Annotated in this window: 16 protein-coding genes and 1 pseudogene; 3 read left to right on the forward strand and 14 right to left on the reverse strand. The window is 42.7% G+C overall.

Annotated features, from left to right (window positions below; all coding sequences use genetic code 11):
- Window positions 1-1270: 1270 nt before the first annotated feature.
- From CQA40_RS03870 to CQA40_RS10845, 4 genes are all read right to left on the reverse strand, one after another.
- Window positions 1271-1921 (reverse strand): hypothetical protein, encoded by a 651-nt coding sequence (locus CQA40_RS03870; RefSeq protein WP_023926688.1) that lies wholly within the window; start codon window positions 1919-1921, stop codon window positions 1271-1273.
- A gap of 381 nt (window positions 1922-2302) precedes the next feature.
- On the reverse strand, window positions 2303-2650 hold the full coding sequence (locus tag CQA40_RS03875; RefSeq protein ID WP_115519631.1) for a hypothetical protein: 348 nt from the start codon (window positions 2648-2650) through the stop codon (window positions 2303-2305).
- Window positions 2651-2852: 202 nt separating this feature from the next.
- On the reverse strand, window positions 2853-3359 hold the full coding sequence (locus CQA40_RS03880) for a hypothetical protein (RefSeq protein ID WP_115519632.1): 507 nt from the start codon (window positions 3357-3359) through the stop codon (window positions 2853-2855).
- Between the two features lie 611 nt (window positions 3360-3970).
- Window positions 3971-4207: a hypothetical protein gene (locus CQA40_RS10845; protein WP_147290153.1), complete on the reverse strand. Its 237-nt coding sequence runs from the start codon at window positions 4205-4207 to the stop codon at window positions 3971-3973.
- A 103-nt stretch (window positions 4208-4310) separates the two neighbouring features.
- On the opposite strand from CQA40_RS10845, the gene CQA40_RS03890 reads away from it, so the two are divergent.
- Window positions 4311-5000 (forward strand): hypothetical protein, encoded by a 690-nt coding sequence (locus tag CQA40_RS03890; protein ID WP_115519634.1) that lies wholly within the window; start codon window positions 4311-4313, stop codon window positions 4998-5000.
- Here CQA40_RS03890 and CQA40_RS03895 read toward each other — a convergent pair.
- From CQA40_RS03895 to CQA40_RS11560, 9 genes and pseudogenes are all read right to left on the reverse strand, one after another.
- Window positions 4974-5243 carry a hypothetical protein gene (locus CQA40_RS03895; RefSeq protein WP_115519635.1) on the reverse strand — a complete coding sequence of 90 codons (270 nt, stop codon included), beginning with the start codon at window positions 5241-5243 and terminating at the stop codon, window positions 4974-4976. The genes CQA40_RS03890 and CQA40_RS03895 overlap by 27 nt on opposite strands.
- A gap of 3 nt (window positions 5244-5246) precedes the next feature.
- Window positions 5247-5501 (reverse strand): KCU-star family selenoprotein, encoded by a 255-nt coding sequence (gene kcuS, locus CQA40_RS03900; protein WP_115519636.1) that lies wholly within the window; start codon window positions 5499-5501, stop codon window positions 5247-5249.
- Window positions 5502-5614: 113 nt separating this feature from the next.
- Window positions 5615-7837 carry a carbon starvation CstA family protein gene (locus CQA40_RS03905; protein ID WP_115519637.1) on the reverse strand — a complete coding sequence of 741 codons (2223 nt, stop codon included), beginning with the start codon at window positions 7835-7837 and terminating at the stop codon, window positions 5615-5617.
- A gap of 411 nt (window positions 7838-8248) precedes the next feature.
- Window positions 8249-8590: a hypothetical protein gene (locus tag CQA40_RS03910; protein WP_115519638.1), complete on the reverse strand. Its 342-nt coding sequence runs from the start codon at window positions 8588-8590 to the stop codon at window positions 8249-8251.
- A 248-nt stretch (window positions 8591-8838) separates the two neighbouring features.
- Window positions 8839-10365 (reverse strand): NFACT family protein, encoded by a 1527-nt coding sequence (locus CQA40_RS03915; RefSeq protein ID WP_115519639.1) that lies wholly within the window; start codon window positions 10363-10365, stop codon window positions 8839-8841.
- A gap of 85 nt (window positions 10366-10450) precedes the next feature.
- On the reverse strand, window positions 10451-12076 hold the full coding sequence (locus tag CQA40_RS03920) for an AAA family ATPase (protein ID WP_115519640.1): 1626 nt from the start codon (window positions 12074-12076) through the stop codon (window positions 10451-10453).
- Window positions 12077-12440: 364 nt separating this feature from the next.
- Window positions 12441-13574, reverse strand: a complete 1134-nt coding sequence (locus CQA40_RS03925; RefSeq protein WP_115519641.1) for an NAD(+)/NADH kinase — start codon at window positions 13572-13574, stop codon at window positions 12441-12443.
- Between the two features lie 31 nt (window positions 13575-13605).
- Window positions 13606-14559 (reverse strand): J domain-containing protein, encoded by a 954-nt coding sequence (locus CQA40_RS11800; protein ID WP_309544447.1) that lies wholly within the window; start codon window positions 14557-14559, stop codon window positions 13606-13608.
- A gap of 3 nt (window positions 14560-14562) precedes the next feature.
- A pseudogene (locus CQA40_RS11560) lies at window positions 14563-14751 on the reverse strand (J domain-containing protein); the annotation flags it as partial.
- A 567-nt stretch (window positions 14752-15318) separates the two neighbouring features.
- Between CQA40_RS11560 and CQA40_RS03935 the strand changes: the two are divergent.
- Window positions 15319-15606, forward strand: coding sequence for a hypothetical protein (locus tag CQA40_RS03935; RefSeq protein WP_115519643.1), 288 nt, complete (start codon window positions 15319-15321; stop codon window positions 15604-15606).
- 23 nt (window positions 15607-15629) lie between these two features.
- Entirely contained in the window at window positions 15630-16424 is a 795-nt protein-coding gene (locus CQA40_RS03940) for an SDR family NAD(P)-dependent oxidoreductase (RefSeq protein ID WP_115519644.1), read from the forward strand.
- Window positions 16425-16548: 124 nt separating this feature from the next.
- Here the strand turns inward: CQA40_RS03940 and ruvC are convergent, their stop codons facing one another.
- Window positions 16549-17040 (reverse strand): crossover junction endodeoxyribonuclease RuvC, encoded by a 492-nt coding sequence (gene ruvC, locus CQA40_RS03945; RefSeq protein WP_115519645.1) that lies wholly within the window; start codon window positions 17038-17040, stop codon window positions 16549-16551.
- Between the last annotated feature and the right edge of the window lie 245 nt (window positions 17041-17285).

Consider the following 17285-nt stretch of genomic DNA (forward strand, 5'->3'; position numbering starts at 1 on the left):
AGTGAGTGGAATGCGATATAGAGGGAGTGGGATTAAAGTGTGCGAGGGAGAGTGAGGGTGTGGTAGTGTAGCTTGGGAGATTGGTGTTTTTGTTTGGATATTTTATTGTGCGAGAGAGAATGTAGAGTGAGGGTTAGAAAGCGGGTGAGGGCAAGTGTGTGAAGTGTAATATAGTGGGAGTGGGATTTGTGTTAGAAAGCGAGTGAATGTGATAGAGTGTAATAGAGTGGCTCACGCTTAATCAGTTCCCCCTCCCTCTGCGGAATTACTACTCTCTTGTTCCCCCTCCCTTAGCACGAGGGGGCTAGGGGGTGGGTAGATACCACCTCCGCACTTCAAGCAAGGCTAGCAACTGCTAACGACAAAAACACAACTGCCAACAATGCAAACGCAAGCACTTCCGTCATTACTAAAGAAACTGTGCTTCGCTTGTTTTGCGAGCGAGCAAAGCGAGCGTGGCAATCTATAAACCTGCACAAATAAAAAACACCGATTCCAAAAAATCCCTACACTTTGCACGAAAATCACACATATCACCCAAAATCTAACAAAATACTCAAAAACCTTATAAAAGAATCAAAGAAATAGATTGCCACGAATTTGACAAGTCAAATTCTCGCAATGACGGGGAGGCGTCTAGCAATGACGCAAATACCCACACGAAATCAAAAATATCAATTCTGAAAAATCAAATCCACCATTCCACAAATATCATACATTTGGTTGTTAATAATGGGCTAGAAAGTGTGAGGTTAGTAGGTTTAGTGTGCTGTTGCAGTGTATAGAGAAAATATAATAATGTTTTTGTGCAAAAATGGTGTGGTTTTTGCTTAAGTGATATATGATTCTAGTTTGGTGCTAGCTCTCTCCTAGCGCGAAACTAGAAATCACCTTTTACAAGCTAAGGCTTCATTCTAGGGCTTCACTGACTTTTGATGATTTTGAGTAGTCTTATCTGCTCTACACAAAATCCACACAACTAAAATCCATAAAAATCACAAAATAAACCACAAAGCCACACACATAAAAATCATATAAAATCTCTTTGTGTGAAAAGCATAAAAAGCTGATTTTATTATTTCGCAGTATTTGTAAGTAGAAGTTTTTAGCAAAAAAGATTTTGCATAAGAATCAAATGTATAAAACCAAATGTGTAAGAATAAAAAGTGTGTAAAAAATGTATAAGAATCAAAGCAGGTAGGAAAGAACTCCTAGAATCCACAAAGACTCGTTGAAGATTCTAGGAGGCAAAGACTTAGAAAAACTTGGCTTAGTCTTTTCTGCCTACAAACTCATCGACTTGCTTGATAGCTTCCTCTTTGAGCCGTTTGGCGTAGTCTTCGCGTGCTTCGCTTACCAAGTCCAAAGCCACTTCTTGAAGTATCTCATCAGAAACCCTTGAGTAGATATTATCTAGCACAAATCGCCTAACAACCTCTGTCCTATAAGGCTTTAGCTGCTCCATAACGACTTGCACGATTTCATCGACATACTCATCATCAAAGTGTCCATCGACTTTTCGGCGGATTTTGAAAAGTGCTTTGGCATACATATCCTCTATGTATTTGTCGCCAAGTTTTTTGGCTAGCTCGCGCTTTTTCTTTTGGTCTAGTTCTCTGTTGAAATCCTCCATAATCTCATCTTCCATACTCACAAACGCTTTGGAGTTATCTAGCTTGACTATGGTGTCATAGAGCTGGTCTTCTAGCTGCTCAAAGACTTCTTCTATGATTTCTTGCTGAATCTGTGAGAACTGCTTGGGCTCTTCTTGTGAAGCGTCTTGCTCGGTATTAAGTGCGCTCATAGGTGTTTCACTTCTTGTGTTGGTAAATTTGTCTAGGACATACACACCACTTATGACAATCCCCACAAACAGCACAAGACTTGCGATAATACCAAAAAACGCCGTTTTAGTTTTCATCTCAAACCTCCTTATTCTTTACTGCCCTTCTTGGCTTAGATTACACCCCAAAATCAAGCTAGATTTTAGGGTGTGGATTGCTGCCATAATGCTAGATTTATATCACTTAAATAGGATACAAAGATTTGGCAACAACCAAAAATGCTGCTCTTTTTGCTTAAGCAGTTTTTAGTCGTGCTTAGGACTTTTGTGCTTTTCAAGCAATCTGGCTAGCAAGCTAGCAAAGCCTAGCCAAAACCTAGAAAGACAAACCCCTAAAACTAATCCCCCAAAAAACCGACTCCATTCATCTTTGCAAGTGTTTGAAAGACTTGTCAAAAGAGCCTCCTTTTTGTTTTGGGGGGTTAGTTTGTGCCCTGCCTTAGTTTAGATTTGGCTTGGCTATTTTTTGGCTAGCTTGTTTGCCTTTTTGCTTGTTTTGTCATTGCTAGCACTTGTGGTAAAAGGACAGGAGCAACTACTTTGATGCCCTTTCTCATCTAGTGCTGCGTGCAATGACTCGCCCTTGCGTAGGTTGTAAAGATACAATTTGTTTTTGTAGCATACAAGCGTCTCGCCTGAAGTGTTAGAGTCTTTAAACGATGCGCTTGTCTGGCAAAACAACTTGTCAGAGGAGATTTCGCCCGCGATTTCAAACACAGGAAATGCACCTGCGACACTTACGCCCGCGAAACTTACGCCTACCAACCATACAGCAATCGCTGTTACACTTGACTTCCTTAGCCTCATAGCTCTCTCCTTAGAGACATTCCGTCTATCTCTTGTATCTGTGAGACAAACACAAGACAAAGCTCCTCAAATGAACGCGGCTTATTGCAACAAAATCTGCGAGGGGCGATAAATTGCTACTTTGGCTAATCTCTATACTTACCCAAAGCACAATCACCTTGTGGCTCTTTATGCAGTTTAGCCTCTTGCTTAGGAGGAGGGGTTATTTTGCTTGAGCTAGCTTACTAGATTCTAAGCTCTTTGCTTGCTTTTGCGTGGCTTTTTGTGTAGCTCGTGTGTCTTTGTGCGTGTCGTGCGTGCCTTTGCTAGCTAGATTTTGTGGCTTTTTTGCTATTTTTTGCTTTTTGGCTTTTGGCTTAGAGTTTGTCTTGCCAAAAAGGCTTATGGCTTTGACTTTGGCTAGCATATTTCCGCCATTGCACCCACAAGAAATACTCCCAATCTCTGGAATCACAGGGACTAGCTCTTGGCTTTTGCGGGTGTTGTAGGTGTAGAGATTGCCTTTGTAGCAAGCCACTCTATTGGCGTTGCTTCCTCGCGGGGGATTTCCCTTTTTGCCAACGGCAAATGAGCAAAAATCTGGTCGCTTGCTTCGTTCTTTTTTTATGTTTAGATTTTGGGATACTTCTAGCAAATCCAACGCGCTAGATTGGCTAACGATAAATGACAAAATGATGAATAAAAATAGAGGGAATTTTTGTAGTTTCATAGCTCTCTCCTTAGAGGCAAGTTTTTTATTCTCATTATGTGTGCTATAATGAGATATTGCTCTTTTGGCTAGGCTCTCAAAGGGGTCGTCAAAAGAAGTAAATCATCGCTTCACAGGGCTTTTGCTAGCCTTGCTAAGAGATAATCAAGTGGATTATTCTTAAGCAGTTTAGCCTCTTACTTAAGGAGGTAATTTCTTTATTAGTATTATACGACAAAAAAAAAAAAAGAATCTTAAAGGGGTAAAAAATGTTAAAAAATTTTTGCCATTTTTTGCAAAATTTTATGCAAATTCCCACCTCATCGACATTGCAGAAAATGACAAAATTTATATAGAAAATTCACATATTTTTGATTAGATTTTGACTTGTTTTGTAAGGATAAAAAGCTATAAAATATCACAAAAAATTGCCCTAAAAAATGAAAATTTCTACAAAGATATTTTTGTAAAATCAAAGATTTTCTAAATATTTTTTACAAAAAATCGTATATGTAAATTTTTTAGGCACTTTTTTGATTGTCTGACTGATTTGCTTAAGTGTGGTTTGAGTGTGGTTTGACTTGCTATCGCAAGTGTTTTCTTAAAAAATCGCGTGGAAATCTTGGGGGATTTTATAAAAAACTTGCGGGGAAAATCTTGGGGCTAGAATCTTGTTTGAGAAAATCAAGTGCGACAAATCTCGCTTGCAAGGCAGCCACTTGCGTGGGCAAAATCGGCAAAAAGCGCGGATTTTGCACAAATCTTGATTGTGTGGCAGGAGTGTGCCTGCGTGGCACAGTTTGTGGTGCAATGGTGCGTGGTGTAGTGTGGCAGTGGTGTAGCAAAGGTGCGCCGTCTGCGTGGCACAATAGCGAGGTATGCTTTGGGGTGGCATTGTGGCAAAGGCGTGTTGGATTGCGTGCTTTTGCATAAATTTCTGGCTTATAACTTTATTGTGCTACAATCACTGCTATGAGAACGATAGGCACGCTACTTTTTTTGTTGTTTGGCTTAAGCGCGAAGCTAGGGGCGATTCCCTACTGCTACACTCAAGCAGAAGAGCGCAAGCAGTGGGGTGGGACGATAATGCAGGTTTTGGCACTTCACGCGCTTGTGGGGGGCGACTTTGAAGCGCAAAATCCACCAAACAAAGCTAGCCCAAATGCAAAAGCAAGCACCGCGAAAGATTCCACGAAAGAATCTAGGCTAAATTGGGGGATTGGCACTTCGCTAGGGCTAAACTATATGAATCCAGACAATGAGAGGGAGTTTGACTATGGGTGGCGTATCCGCTATGCCTATATGCGCACGCCTAGCTTGGAGAGGGATTCTCACCTTATCGGTGCTTTTGTCTATCTCCACCCCGCGCCAAACCCATATCATCGCTTGCTAGGCGCGGTGCAAACGCACAAAGATTGTCAAGGATTGCCCGATGGCTATCCTACGCCATTCTCTTTTTTGATAGGCGCGGGAGCGATACTTAGCTCCAATGCTTATGGGGATACGCAAGGTGGGTATATCGAAGTGGGAGTGGCGTTTATGAAGTGGTTTGCGATAAATGCCGAAGTAGTCTATCGTGTGAGCTTTTATCCACCAAGTGCTAGGGATAGATATTTTGAGCAAATCACTCATAGCCTAAATCTTGTGTTTAATATTTTTTAGAGTTTGGGGGGGTTTGGAAAGTTTTTTGTGGATTTTGAGGGAATCTGTGGGGCAGATTAAGTAGTTTTTAGATTTGTAAATGTCGCTTGAAGTGGTTTTTGGGATTGCGTTGGGGCTAGATTTGAGGTTGCTTGAATCAAGCAATGCCAAAGATTTTATAAAATCTATGATAAAAGCCGCGCAAAAATGAGCTTGGTGGATTTTGCTAAATTCGCTTATTGTGTCTTTATTTTGTCGTGGCAAGCCTTAGCAACAGCGACTTACGCCACCATTATACCTTGCTTCTAGTGCTTCTTTGAAAAACTCGGCTTGGCTTTTGATTTCGCGCTCGGGGTGCTTTGTGCGCATGTGCTCGACATATTTGTCATAGCTTGGCATTCCTACTAGCAGGTGGAAAAACCTATCGCTTTTTTTATACCACGCTCGAAGTGTTTCTAGGATTTTGGAGGCTTTGGTTTGGTATTTGTGTAGCGGGACAGGTGGGTAGAATTTATCTTGCATTTTGTGTCCTTAGTGAAAGTTTATGTTTTCTAGCTAGCTAGAATCCATTTTAAGCAGATTCTAGCTTTTAGGCACAAAGGGGGTTTTACGCCTTTTTGTGTCGCTTCACAGCTTTAGTGAGGTGTCGCGTCATATCGCTTAGCGTCAAAAAACGGCTCTTCACGCAATGGGAATTTTTCTCCCTTGCCTGTGGCTGTGAGGTAGCAGATTTTAATCGCTTGGAATATCACTACAAAGGTTACGCAGATAAATAGTGCGCAAAGCACGGCATCAAGTGTGTGATTTCGCGCTATGGTAGTGGCTTTGTCAAGCACTGCTTGCCATTGCTCCAAAGTCTTGCCATCGACTTGGGCTAGTGCGTCTGCGCCCATTTGCTGAAGATTTGCAATAGCTTCTTTTGCTTTGTCTTGGATAGCGAACTGCTTTTGTGCAGTGGCGATATGGCTAACCGCATCGTGCACCCTTTCCCCATTGCTTGGTAGTAGCTTTTGAAATGCAGCATAAAGTGTGGTTAGAAGCACCCAAAATGCAGGGATAATCGTAACCCAGCTGTATTTTGCCTTGCCCATTTTAAATAGCACTACCGTGCCAAGAAGCAGTGCGATTCCTGCTAGCATTTGGTTGCTCGCACCAAATAGTGGCCAAAGTGTGTGAATCCCACCCATAGGGTCTATCGCGCCTTGATAGAGTAGGTAGCCCCAGCCTGCCACGCAGATAAGTGAAGCAAGCGTGCCATAGAAAATTGATTTGGTGTCTTGCATAGGTTTGTAGATATTGCCCAAAATATCTTGGATAAGGAATCTACCTGTGCGAGTGCCTGCATCCACAGCGGTAAGGATAAACAACGCTTCAAACAAAATCGCAAAGTGATACCAAAACTCCAAATGTCCTCCGCTAAGTTTTTGCATAATGAGTGTAAGCCCTAGCGCGAAAGTAGGCGCACCACCTGTGCGAGATACCAAAGTCTCCTCGCCTATGCTCCTAGCTGTATCTGCGATAAACACACCTGCAGCACCGCTATCTAGGAGTGAGGGTGTGAGAGTGAAGCCACCATTTTGCAAGATAGTCTTTAGGCTAGATTCTATGGTGGCGATGTCTGCGCCTAGTGCGGATTTTGCCATAGGGTCTAGAATAGCTAGAGGAGAGTTTACTGCGAAGTATAGCTCTGGCTCTAGGATACACGCTGCGATTAGTGCCATTATCCCTACTAGAGATTCCATAAGCATAGAGCCATAGCCGATAGGGCGAGAATGTGTCTCTTTCTCTAGCATCTTAGGAGTAGTCCCGCTAGAAATCAGCGCGTGAAATCCACTAATCGCACCGCAAGCAATGGTAATGAAAAGGAATGGAAAAATCGGTCCTGCAAACACAGGTCCTGTCCCATCGATAAATGTGCTAACTTTTGGGATATGTAGCATAGGATTTACTAGCAAAATCCCCGCCGCCATAGCCACGATGACACCGATTTTTAGGAATGTGCTTAGATAGTCGCGCGGAGCAAGCAACAGCCACACAGGAAGCACACTAGCGATAAATCCATATCCAATAGTAAGGAGTGCTAAAGTCGTCTTACTAAGTTTAAAAAGCTCGTGCCAAGGGTGAGTAGGCACAGAGACAGCCTGCCCATAATAGAGTGCCAAAAGCAATAGCACAAAGCCTATGATACTCACTTCGCCTACGCGCCCCGGGCGGATATAGCGCATATAGATTCCCATAAAAATCGCGATAGGAATCGTCATAGCAATCGTAAATAACCCCCAAGGAGAATCAGCAAGGGCATTTACCACCACCATAGCCAAAATCGCTACGATGATTAGCATAATGAAAAATATCCCAATCATCGCGATAGAGCCCGTAACTTTGCCCATCTCTTCTTTGATAATTTCCCCTAGTGAGCGTCCGTTTCTGCGCATAGAGATAAACAGCACCGTAAAATCGTGCACCGCTCCACCTAGCACCACGCCCACAAGTAGCCATATCATAGAGGGGAGATAGCCCATTTGTGCAGCAAGGATAGGTCCTACAAGCGGTCCAGCCCCTGCGATAGCAGCGAAATGATGCCCAAAAAGCACGACTTTGTTTGTAGGCACAAAGTCCTTGCCGTCATTGTTTATCACCGCAGGTGTGGCGCGAGAATCATTTAGCCCAAACACCTTTTGTGCGATAAACTTGCTATAAAAGCGATAGCCTATTGCGTAAATACAAATAGAGGCGACTACGATTTTTGTCGCGCTCACTTCCTCGCCAGCATTGAGTGCTAGCACGCCAAAATACCAGCCACCCACAAGGGCTGCAAGTAGCCATACAGCGTATTCTGCCAACTTTGTAGCTTTCATACTGCTCCTTTTTGTTAAGATTTAAGTGCATTTTAAGTGTAAGATTTTTTGGTAATAATCGTAGAATTTTCTTGTGTATTTGTCGCGCTAAAGTGGGCAAATGAAACGATTTGAAACATTTTATAAGTATTTTTATGTAAATTATAGATTTTTGTAGTTGTTTGATGAAGTTTTGGCGGATTTTAGAGTTGCTGTGATTTTGAAATATTTTGGAGCATTTTTGGGGGGTTTTAGAGTAGATTTGGGGGGAGATTGTTTGGTGGGTTGTCTATGCTTAAACCGTGTGTGAAATATCTAAAAATCTGCCAAATAGAGATATTTCACTACAAGTGGGGGGCAAGCGGGGCAAACAAACAATAAAAATGCTTGGTTTTAAATCTTGGTTTTTATCGCAAAATCTTGCTAGATTTGCTAAAACTTCATTATCTGTTCTTTTTTTTGCTTTACGCCTCGCTGTTTTTTGTTGGGGAGCTCTTCTCGGTATTTGCGCAGGATTATGGTGATTTCATATTTTGGTTTATCGCCACATTTGCCTTTTAGTGCTGCGCTTACTTCGTTTGCGGCATTTATGGTTTTGTTTTTATACATTGTGCCACCTACTTTGTCTCGTATGCTATTGCGCGTGCAGATGAATCCTACATATTTGGCAAATTCCTCTATGGCTTGACTTGTGTGCTGTGTGTAGATGACTTGCAGTATCTTTGTCCTAGTGGGTGTGTGCTTTAGGATATGAAATACTCGAACGCTTTTCATTTGATTCTCCTTGTTTAGATTCAATTTTAGTTTGATTTAGTGATTTGTTCTTAGTTTTTTAGATTTTGGCAAAGCGCGACAAAATGCCACGATAAACCGAAATATCTGCTAGATTTTGCTGTGAGATTGTAGCATTTTTTTGTAGTATTTTGTGATATTTTTGGTTTGTGATAGTTTATCTATAAATCTGCTTATGAAGTTTTTGTGCCAAATATTTTGCTTGGGCTTTGGATTTGTTTGCTTTGTGACTAGCTTGACTTGCGCACAAAAAAACTTTTTTGCTTGGCATAGACTACATTTGCGCCCTCGCCTACTTTGACAAATCGCCGCCTAGTGTAGTCTATGAAAAAATCCCCCTCGCCTTTAGCACACATTCCTACTAGGATTTCGCCTGCTTTTTGCAAAATAGTCTCTGGCAATGCTTGCTTGCCGCAGTGGATAAACAAATGTGAAGAGGGAACATCTCTTATGTGTAGCCACATATCATCAGCGCGGGCGTTTTCTAGCAGGGTTTTGTTTTCGCTTTTGTTGCGTCCTATGGATAGCTTGAAGCCCTCGATAAAAAGCGTGCGCCCTACTTGAGCGTCTTTTGTCTTGGTTTTTTTGGGTTTTAGGATTTTTAGCGTGTCTAGGTTTTGGGTGGATTTGACAAAGTCGATTTCTTGGGATACAAAGGCGATTTTGGACTCTAGGTTGCTAGATTCTAAGTGGATATTTTTTGCGCGTTTGGCTAGCTTTTTGGATTCTCTAAACATTTGATTTATCGCTTCTTGTGGAGTGGGTGCTTTTGGCAGGGATATGGTGCGCTCATTTGCTGTGTCTAGAGAGGGCAAAATCACTTCTTTTGTATATGGTTTTATGCGCGCTATATGCGCTAGGGCTAGGGTGGCATCGGCATTTAGATTTTTCGCGCTTGCTTCTAGCTCATCTGGGCTTTGCAAGCTATCTAGCTTAGCTTGCAGGGTGTGCTTTTGTTTTGTTAGCTTGGCTAGTAGGGCGGATTTGGCTAGTTGCAGGGATTTTTGAGACTTCTTAGTATAGTTTGACAAAAGCATTTCTTTGATAGTTTGGGCAACTTGGGTAGCTTGTGCGCTAAAGTCATCTCCAAAATCTTGGCAATTTGGTTTGGGGGGATTTGGGTTGTGTGGCATCGGTGGAAGTGGGGAGTGGATTTTGATAGGGCGAGTGGATTTTAGCGGGGAAATATGGCGCAGTGCCTCAAGCACCACAAAGCGCGAATCCAAAATAATCGCGTTTGTATGCTTGCCACAAAACTCTAGCTGCAAATACGCTTCCTCACGCTTATATGCAGAGCGAATGTCTAAATGCAGGCGCAAAATCCTATCCTCTCCCACCACCTCACAGGATAAAATCTCTGCGCCATTTAGCCTTGAGAGGACTATATCAAAGGGGGCGGAGTATTTTTTGGTAGCAATGAGTGGGGAGGGAGCGATATACGCGCTAGATTCTCCACGAGATAAATCAATGTAGAACACTTCTTTGTAAAAAGTGTTTTTAGATTTTGACAAAGATTCTAGGGGGTTTAGCGACTCTAGGGGTTCTTGGGAATCTTGGGTGGATTTTGCTAGCGAGAGTTGGTGGGAATCTTGGGCTTGTGTGGCTTGTGTGAGATTTTTGGTTGCAAGATTTTGTGATACTCCCAAGTCCCATATACACTCTAGCTTTATGGTGCTATCTTGGATACGCTTTGCGTGATATAGCCTAGAAAAGCTAGACATATACGCGCTCAAAGCCTTTAGCTGGGCTAGATTCATACTTGCTCCGTTTGGGTTTTTTGGGATTTTGTGGATTTTGGGCTAGGCTAGAAGTCTTGGTTTTGGCTAGATTGCGTAAACGGGTTTAGCTAGGTAGATTTTCCCCACCTTTGACATACTCGCTTAAGCGGGTTTTGGCAAACTCAATTGCCTCATTTGTGATATTTGACCCGCTTACCATTCTAGCTAGCTCACGCACGCGCCCCTCGTAGTTGAGAAGTGTTATGCTAGATTTTTCTTTGCCTTTCTCTACTAGGAAATGCGCATCGGCAAGGCTTGGCATATTTGTCTGATGAGAGATAGCAAAGACTTGATAGGATTTGGAAAGCTCTTTTAGCACCTTTGCCACACCCTCGCTCTCCTCCCCGCTCAAATTTGCATCAATCTCATCTAGGATAAGCACGCCTTGTGCTTTGTTTAGCCTAGCGCGTAGGCACATTATGGCTAGTCGCAGTCGGTTAAACTCACCTGCTGAAAGTGTATCTATACTGCTATTTGCTAGTCGTATCTCTACTCCCAAATCGCCACTAGAATCTAGCTCTTTTGGACTTAGGCTCACACTTGGGCTTGGTAGCTTTAGCTCGGAGCAGAGCTGCTCTAGGTGGGATTGCAAAGCGGGGAGGGATTTGGCTCGATTTTGGTTTAGGCTCTCGCAGAGGGATTGTAGTGAGGATTGTAAAGTGGCGATTTGGCTGTGGAGCTGCTTTTTGTGGGATTCAAAGTTTTGGAGTGTTTCTAGCTCGGCTTTTTTGGATTGCAGTGCGCTAAGGGCATTGCTTATGCTACCATAGCGGTGGATAAGCTCGCTCAAAGCAGAGATGCGATGAAGCATAGCCTCGCTGTCAATCTCATCTAGCTCATCTAGCCTGCTTTGCTCGCGCTCTAGGAGGCTCTGGGCGTCATTTAGGGATTGGCTTAGATGAGTGCGCACCTCATCTACCTCATTTGCTTCATCTGTCGCTTCATCTGCTTTTTTTGCCTCATCTTGCAAATCTTGCTTGATATTTAGGGTGTTTAGGGCGGAGAGAATCTCATTTGTGTGGCTAAAGGCTTCTTGGGCTTTTGCTATGGCTTCTTTGATTTTTTCTTTGTGGGAGAGGGTTTTTTTTAGTGCTAGTAGATTTTCGTATTCGCCCTCTTTTGGGCTTAGGGTGGAGATTTTGTTGATTTCAAATTCTGCGATTTCTTTTAGCTGGGCGGTGTGGGATTCTTTTGATTCTAAATCTTTTAGAGCGGATTTTGCTTCCTTTAGTGCACCAAACTCTGTGCTTAACCGTTGTAGCGTTTCTCTGTGAGTGGGGTGGGACTTCTCACAATAGCTATCAAGCAGGGCTATAAGGCTGCATAAGTCTAGCTCATCGCCACCGCGTGAGTGGATATGCTTGATATGCTGCCCTAGCAAGTCGCTAAGCGTTTTTTTGGCTATGGGGGCGAAATTTACAAAATATCGTGTTTTGTCTTTTTTTACGATTTTTATGTTTAGTAGCTCGCCCTCTAGCCCAAGCTGCTCTAAGAACGCAGGGGATAGAAGCAAGTCTGTTTCGATATTTGGTGCGTTTGGCTCGCGCAAGCCAAAGCAAGAGAGTAGCGACTCCATAAGCACAGACTTGCCACTGCCGCTAGCCCCGCTAAATACGCAAAATCCCTCCCTAAATCGCAACTCAAGATTGCCAAAAATGGGGGAGGACTCTATGCTAAGTTTGGTAATCATCGCTTGCCTTTTGGGGTAAAAATATTGGTGGTTTATGTTTTGTGATTTTGTGCGCTTGGTGCGTTTATAATAAAAAATTTTGGCAAAAATCTTAGGTTATAAAAAAGTATAGATTAAAGTGCGTATTATATCCAAACTCTAGGACTAATGCGAGTTTTTGTGGGGTTTTGTATTTTTATTTTAAAAAACACTGCAAAGGTTATCTAACTAAACACTTGCATTGTTGTTTGCATTGTAAATTTTTAGCAAAATTGCTCGCTAAAAATTCTTAGAGTAGTTAAGATAATTTTCTTGGAATAAAAAACTGCTTTGTGCGCTACCTTTGCTTGCGCTTACCCATTTACTTGAGTTCCCATTGCAAGATTTAGATTCTACTTCCTAAGCCAAATTTTTCGCGCAGTATCGCAAAATAGCTACGGTTTGGGTGCTGGATAAGATTTACTTGAGTGCTTGCTCTCACTTCTAGCACCTCGCCTTTTTTGAAGCTGGCGCATTGTTGCCCATCTATCATTATCATTCCCTCTATGTCTTCTATGTCTTGATTTTGCAGGGTTTTTATGCCTGTTTTTATGAGCTTTGCGCTGTCTTTGCTAGGGCTTATGTGTGTGCTGTGTATGCGAAATGCTAGCTCCCACTCATCGCTTATCACCATAGGGCGTTGGGTAAGTGAGTGGGCGCACACAGGAGTAAGCAAAAGCACTTGGCATCGCGGATGCACCACAGAGCCACCTGCAGAGATATTATACGCGCTAGAGCCTGTGGGAGTGGCGATGATAAGCCCATCTGCGCGGTAGCTGTTGCAAAACTCTCCCTCTATCATCGCATCGATATGAATCATACCTGATATGTCTTTTTTGGTGATTAGGATTTCATTTAGCGCGTAAAATGGCTGGGAGATTTCGCCACTTGGACGCACTCTCCTGCCCTCTAAGAGCTTGTGGGAGTCAAGCACATAGTTGCCTTGTGCCAAATCTTTGGCGAAAGATTCTAGTTCGCTTGGATTTATCGCGGTTAGAAATCCTAAATGTCCCATATTTATCCCAAAGATAGGCAAGCGACTTCCTACACTTTTGTGCACCGCAGATATGAGCGTGCCATCGCCACCTATGCTGATAAGGGCATCTACTTTTGGTAAAAATGTGCTTGAGGGGCTGTGGGGGGGGGAATCAGCGCAAAAATCGGATTTTGGATTTTTTGCGGGCTTGTGAGGGGATTTCTCGGTGGATTCTCTAGTGGATTTTTGGGTAGATTTTGGGGCTTGCTGTGAGGGCTTTGCAAAGTCTTGCACACCCAAAATCTCTTCTATACTTGCTAGCTCATACTTGCTAGATAGTCCCAAAATCTCGCCATTTTCTCTCTCTATGAGTGCTTGTATACCACTAGCGGATAGGGTATCTAGTATGTCTTCTACTTTTTGCTTTAGCTGTGGGGAGCGGGGGCGCACAAGCAGGGCTACACGCTTTATGGGGGGATTTGCTTTTTGGGGGGTGTTTTTCATCGTTGCGGGGGTTACTAGGATTTTGGGTGATTTATGCTGTTGTCTTGTCTGCGTGAGGGGCGTGAGATGCTTTTATGGTGTTGTAGGCATCTAGTATGCGCTTAAATCGCTCTTCAAACACTTCAACCGTGTTTTTGTCTTTGCCTTGAGCATTATCAGGGTGGAATTTTTTGGCTAGCTTTAGATACTGCTTTTTTACTTTGGCAAAGTCATCTCTAAAATCCACATTTAGCTCGCTATAACATTTCCGCAAAAGGTATTCCTCGCGTGTCAAAAAAGTCTCAAAGCCCTCGCCACTCTCGCCAAACCCTGCATAATGGCTAGAATCGCTTTTTTTGGTATTAAACTCAAAATCTAACGCGATATTGTGAATAATGCGTGAGCTGATAAGCTCCATAACTCCCTCCCACATAGACTCGGTATAGCCCACCGCGCTTATGCAAAACTCATTGTCCACTTCATAGAGTATGTTGCTCCCAAAAAGGGCGTGGATATAGCGGCGAGCTACGCGGTTGTTTTCGGGGAGGCGCACTAGGATTTGCCCGAGATTTGAGAGGTGGATTTGCACTTTTATGCGCTTTAGGAGGGTGTTGGGATTGGTGATTTTTATGCGTATGGGCAGGTGGCTGTATGATAGGATTTGGGCTAGTTCTGTATCATCAGTGTGGCGCGGATTTGTGGAGTTTGTAGGGTTGTTCGGGATAGAATCTGCTGGGCTTTTTTCTGCCACGCTTATTTCTGTCGTTTGTGCTTTTTGTGCTACTTCTTCGTTTTGTGTGGATTTTTTTGCTTTTTTGTTAGATTTTGCTTTTGTGTCTTTTGCTTGCTTGGTTTTGGTGCTTTTTTTGCCGTTTTGGTGGGTTTCGTCTTTGGCTACTTCATTGGACTTCGGTGTGGAATTGGGTGTAGAGATTTCTTGTGGGGTTTTTTCTGTTTGGGTGGTGGTAGCTTGAGTGGTGTCGTGTGTCAAAGCCACACTTTGCATAGTGGCGTGATAAGTCCAATTTATCAAATAGTCTTTTTTGAATCGCTCGCCATCATCAAGGATAAGTAGTGAGCTAGAGAGCTGATAACGCTTAGAGAAGTGCTTGTTGGCGTATTCTAGGACTTTTTGGAGTAGTCTAGAGCCTTGTGCTAACTCGATTTGGACAAATTTATCACAATAAGTAATATACATTTTAAGTCCTTGTCAAATCTTTGAGAGAGTTTTGGTGCTTGCTTTGTAATGCTTATAACCCTGATGTCCCGACTAGAATCTTTGATAAAATCTTTTGGTAGATTGCGCCATTTGTCGCGCTAATAAAAGATTTTGTTTAAGTTTTTAGCACAAACTTAAGTGGCTTTTTGGAGCAGATTCTAGCACAAGTTATTTAAAACTTTTAAAACCCGCGTTAAGTCTAAAGGCTAGATTCGGCTTTTTTGTGAGATTTTGTAATCCTGCCTAACCAAAAGCCCACCCAAAAAGCTCTCCAAAATCTCCTAAACCATCGCGTCAAAAGTCCCCTAAAGTGCAAAATCTCTAAGCCTATCTAGGCTAAAATCAGCCAAATCTATCCTCAAAATCTAGCATATATGCACAAGCCATTATTGTGCCTTATTTGTGATTTTGGCTTGATGATTTTGCTCCATTTTGATAAAGCATTTTATTTTGCGCGCAAAATGCCGATATTTAAGGCAAATCCTTGCATAAAATCGAAATCCTAAAATAAACCTTAAGCACAAATGCAGGGGCAAGGAGTTAGCTATGACAAATACACAAAAAATCGTGCTTGGCTGCTTGGCTACTTTGGCTGTTATCGGGCTAGTGTTTTTGGCTGTGGAATATCAAGATGAGGGGAACAGGAGAGATAGAAAAATGAGTCAAAACATTGATAATTTGCGCAAAATACGAAAACACAGGGAGAAAAATCCTGATAGGGATTATTTCCAACGAAAAGAGGAGCTAATGTGGGGTGGTGGGAAAAGCGGTGGTAGGGAGCGCGATACTCCCAAAACTCCATTTGATGATTTAATCAATCATCCGGGCTACTAGGCTAAAAATTTTAAGGATACAAAATGCTTGTTTTGATTACGGGTGCTTCGGTAGGATTTGGCCGTGCGTGTGCGATAGAGTTTGCTACTAGGGGGGATAGTGTCATCGCATTGGCGCGTAGAGAATCCCACCTCATCTCCTTGCAACAAGAAATCGCCACGGTTACAAATACTGCGATAGGGCAGAGATGTGAAATCATCGCGTGTGATGTCTGCGACATAGACACGATAAAATCTAAGCTAGATGAGATTTTGACTAGGCGCAAAGATGATAGTGAATTTTCGGGCGGAATCTCTGTGCTTGTGAATAACGCTGGGCTAGCACTTGGACTTAGCCCCGCAGATGAGAGTGATATAAAGGATTGGGAGAGAATGATAGAGGTAAATATCCTATCCCTTGTGCGATTAACAAGGCTTATCCTGCCTCAAATGGTAGCAAAGAGGGCTGGACATATCATAAACATAGGCTCTATCGCTGGAAGCTATGCCTATCCGGGAAGCACTGTGTATGGTGCAAGCAAAGCATTTGTAAAGCAATTTAGCTTAAATCTACGCGCTGATTTGTCAAGCAAAAATATTCGAATAACGGATATAGAGCCCGGTCTTGCGGGGGGGAGTGAGTTTTCGCTTGTGAGGTTTAAGGGTGATGAAAAAAGAGCAAATAGCGTGTATGAGGGGACAGAGCCACTAAATCCAAAAGACATAGCAGAAGCTGTGTGCTGGGTAGCCCACCTACCTAGTCGCGTAAATATCAATCGACTAGAGATGATGCCTACTTGCCAAGCCCCCGCCGCACTTGCGGTGCATAAAAGCAAGTGAGCGGATTTTGGCAAACTTTGATAATTTTGGCAAAAATAAAAAGTGTGGGCGAGCGAGAATCAAAAAAGATTTTAAAATATTTTTTTAGGCACTTTTTTGCACATTTAATGGGAATCGTAAAATCCTAGAGTGTCTTAAATGCGTGTGTTAGGGCTATGGCTATGGCATCGGTAATGTCAAGGGGCTTTATCTCACTTTTGATTCCCAAAATCTGGCGCACCATAAAAGACACTTGGATTTTATCTGCCTTTGCTTTGCCTGTGATTGTTTTTTTGATTTGTAAGGGGGTGTATTGGGTAAAGCTGCCCATTTCTTGGAGGATTTTTAGTGCGATTGCGCCGCGCATTTGGGCGAGCTTTAGGACGGATTGGGGGTTGTGAGCGTAGAAAATATCTTCTATGGCGACAGATTCTATGGGCGTGGTGGCTTTGTGGGACTCAAATATAGAATCTAGCGCGTTTATGCACTCTAGGATTTGGGATTGGAAATCGTCTTTGGCGATTTTTATAAACCCTGCTTCGATTAGCTTAGTTGATTTGCCTTTTTGGGTGGTGGTGTGCTCAATGACAGCATAGCCGCAGTTTCTACTCCCGGGGTCGATACCTAAAATTTTCATTTTTTGCCTTAATTTTTGTTTTTTGTGTGGTTTTTATGCTAGGGGTTGTTTTTCAAAATTATAGAACGATTTTTGCTTTTGGGTGCTTATAGTTTGGGTGGGGACACTACTTTAGATGACTATGAAGCGAAATCATAAAGGCGTGGACATTTCGCGAACATTGTAGTGTGAAAATGTGAAAAGAAGTGAAAAAGTCTTGTGAAAATGTGAAAAACTTTTTTGATAAGGCTTGTTTTTGTCGGTGT

This window comes from Helicobacter sp. MIT 01-3238, assembly GCF_003364135.1.
In the GTDB taxonomy this organism is placed as follows: Bacteria; Campylobacterota; Campylobacteria; order Campylobacterales; family Helicobacteraceae; genus Helicobacter_B.

Bases quoted from the DNA above. Each gene is read 5' to 3' on its own strand.
- CQA40_RS03915 (WP_115519639.1), bottom strand. From the start codon at position 10,365: ATGAATCTAGCCCAGCTAAAGGCTTTGAGCGCGTATATGTCTAGCTTT.
- CQA40_RS03880 (WP_115519632.1), bottom strand. From the start codon at position 3,359: ATGAAACTACAAAAATTCCCTCTATTTTTATTCATCATTTTGTCATTT.
- CQA40_RS03905 (WP_115519637.1), bottom strand. From the start codon at position 7,837: ATGAAAGCTACAAAGTTGGCAGAATACGCTGTATGGCTACTTGCAGCC.
- CQA40_RS03940 (WP_115519644.1), top strand. From the start codon at position 15,630: ATGCTTGTTTTGATTACGGGTGCTTCGGTAGGATTTGGCCGTGCGTGT.
- CQA40_RS03910 (WP_115519638.1), bottom strand. From the start codon at position 8,590: ATGAAAAGCGTTCGAGTATTTCATATCCTAAAGCACACACCCACTAGG.
- CQA40_RS03920 (WP_115519640.1), bottom strand. From the start codon at position 12,076: ATGATTACCAAACTTAGCATAGAGTCCTCCCCCATTTTTGGCAATCTT.
- CQA40_RS03890 (WP_115519634.1), top strand. From the start codon at position 4,311: ATGAGAACGATAGGCACGCTACTTTTTTTGTTGTTTGGCTTAAGCGCG.
- CQA40_RS03925 (WP_115519641.1), bottom strand. From the start codon at position 13,574: ATGAAAAACACCCCCCAAAAAGCAAATCCCCCCATAAAGCGTGTAGCC.
- kcuS (WP_115519636.1), bottom strand. From the start codon at position 5,501: ATGCAAGATAAATTCTACCCACCTGTCCCGCTACACAAATACCAAACC.
- CQA40_RS03870 (WP_023926688.1), bottom strand. From the start codon at position 1,921: ATGAAAACTAAAACGGCGTTTTTTGGTATTATCGCAAGTCTTGTGCTG.
- CQA40_RS03875 (WP_115519631.1), bottom strand. From the start codon at position 2,650: ATGAGGCTAAGGAAGTCAAGTGTAACAGCGATTGCTGTATGGTTGGTA.
- ruvC (WP_115519645.1), bottom strand. From the start codon at position 17,040: ATGAAAATTTTAGGTATCGACCCCGGGAGTAGAAACTGCGGCTATGCT.
- CQA40_RS03935 (WP_115519643.1), top strand. From the start codon at position 15,319: ATGACAAATACACAAAAAATCGTGCTTGGCTGCTTGGCTACTTTGGCT.
- CQA40_RS11800 (WP_309544447.1), bottom strand. From the start codon at position 14,559: ATGCAAAGTGTGGCTTTGACACACGACACCACTCAAGCTACCACCACC.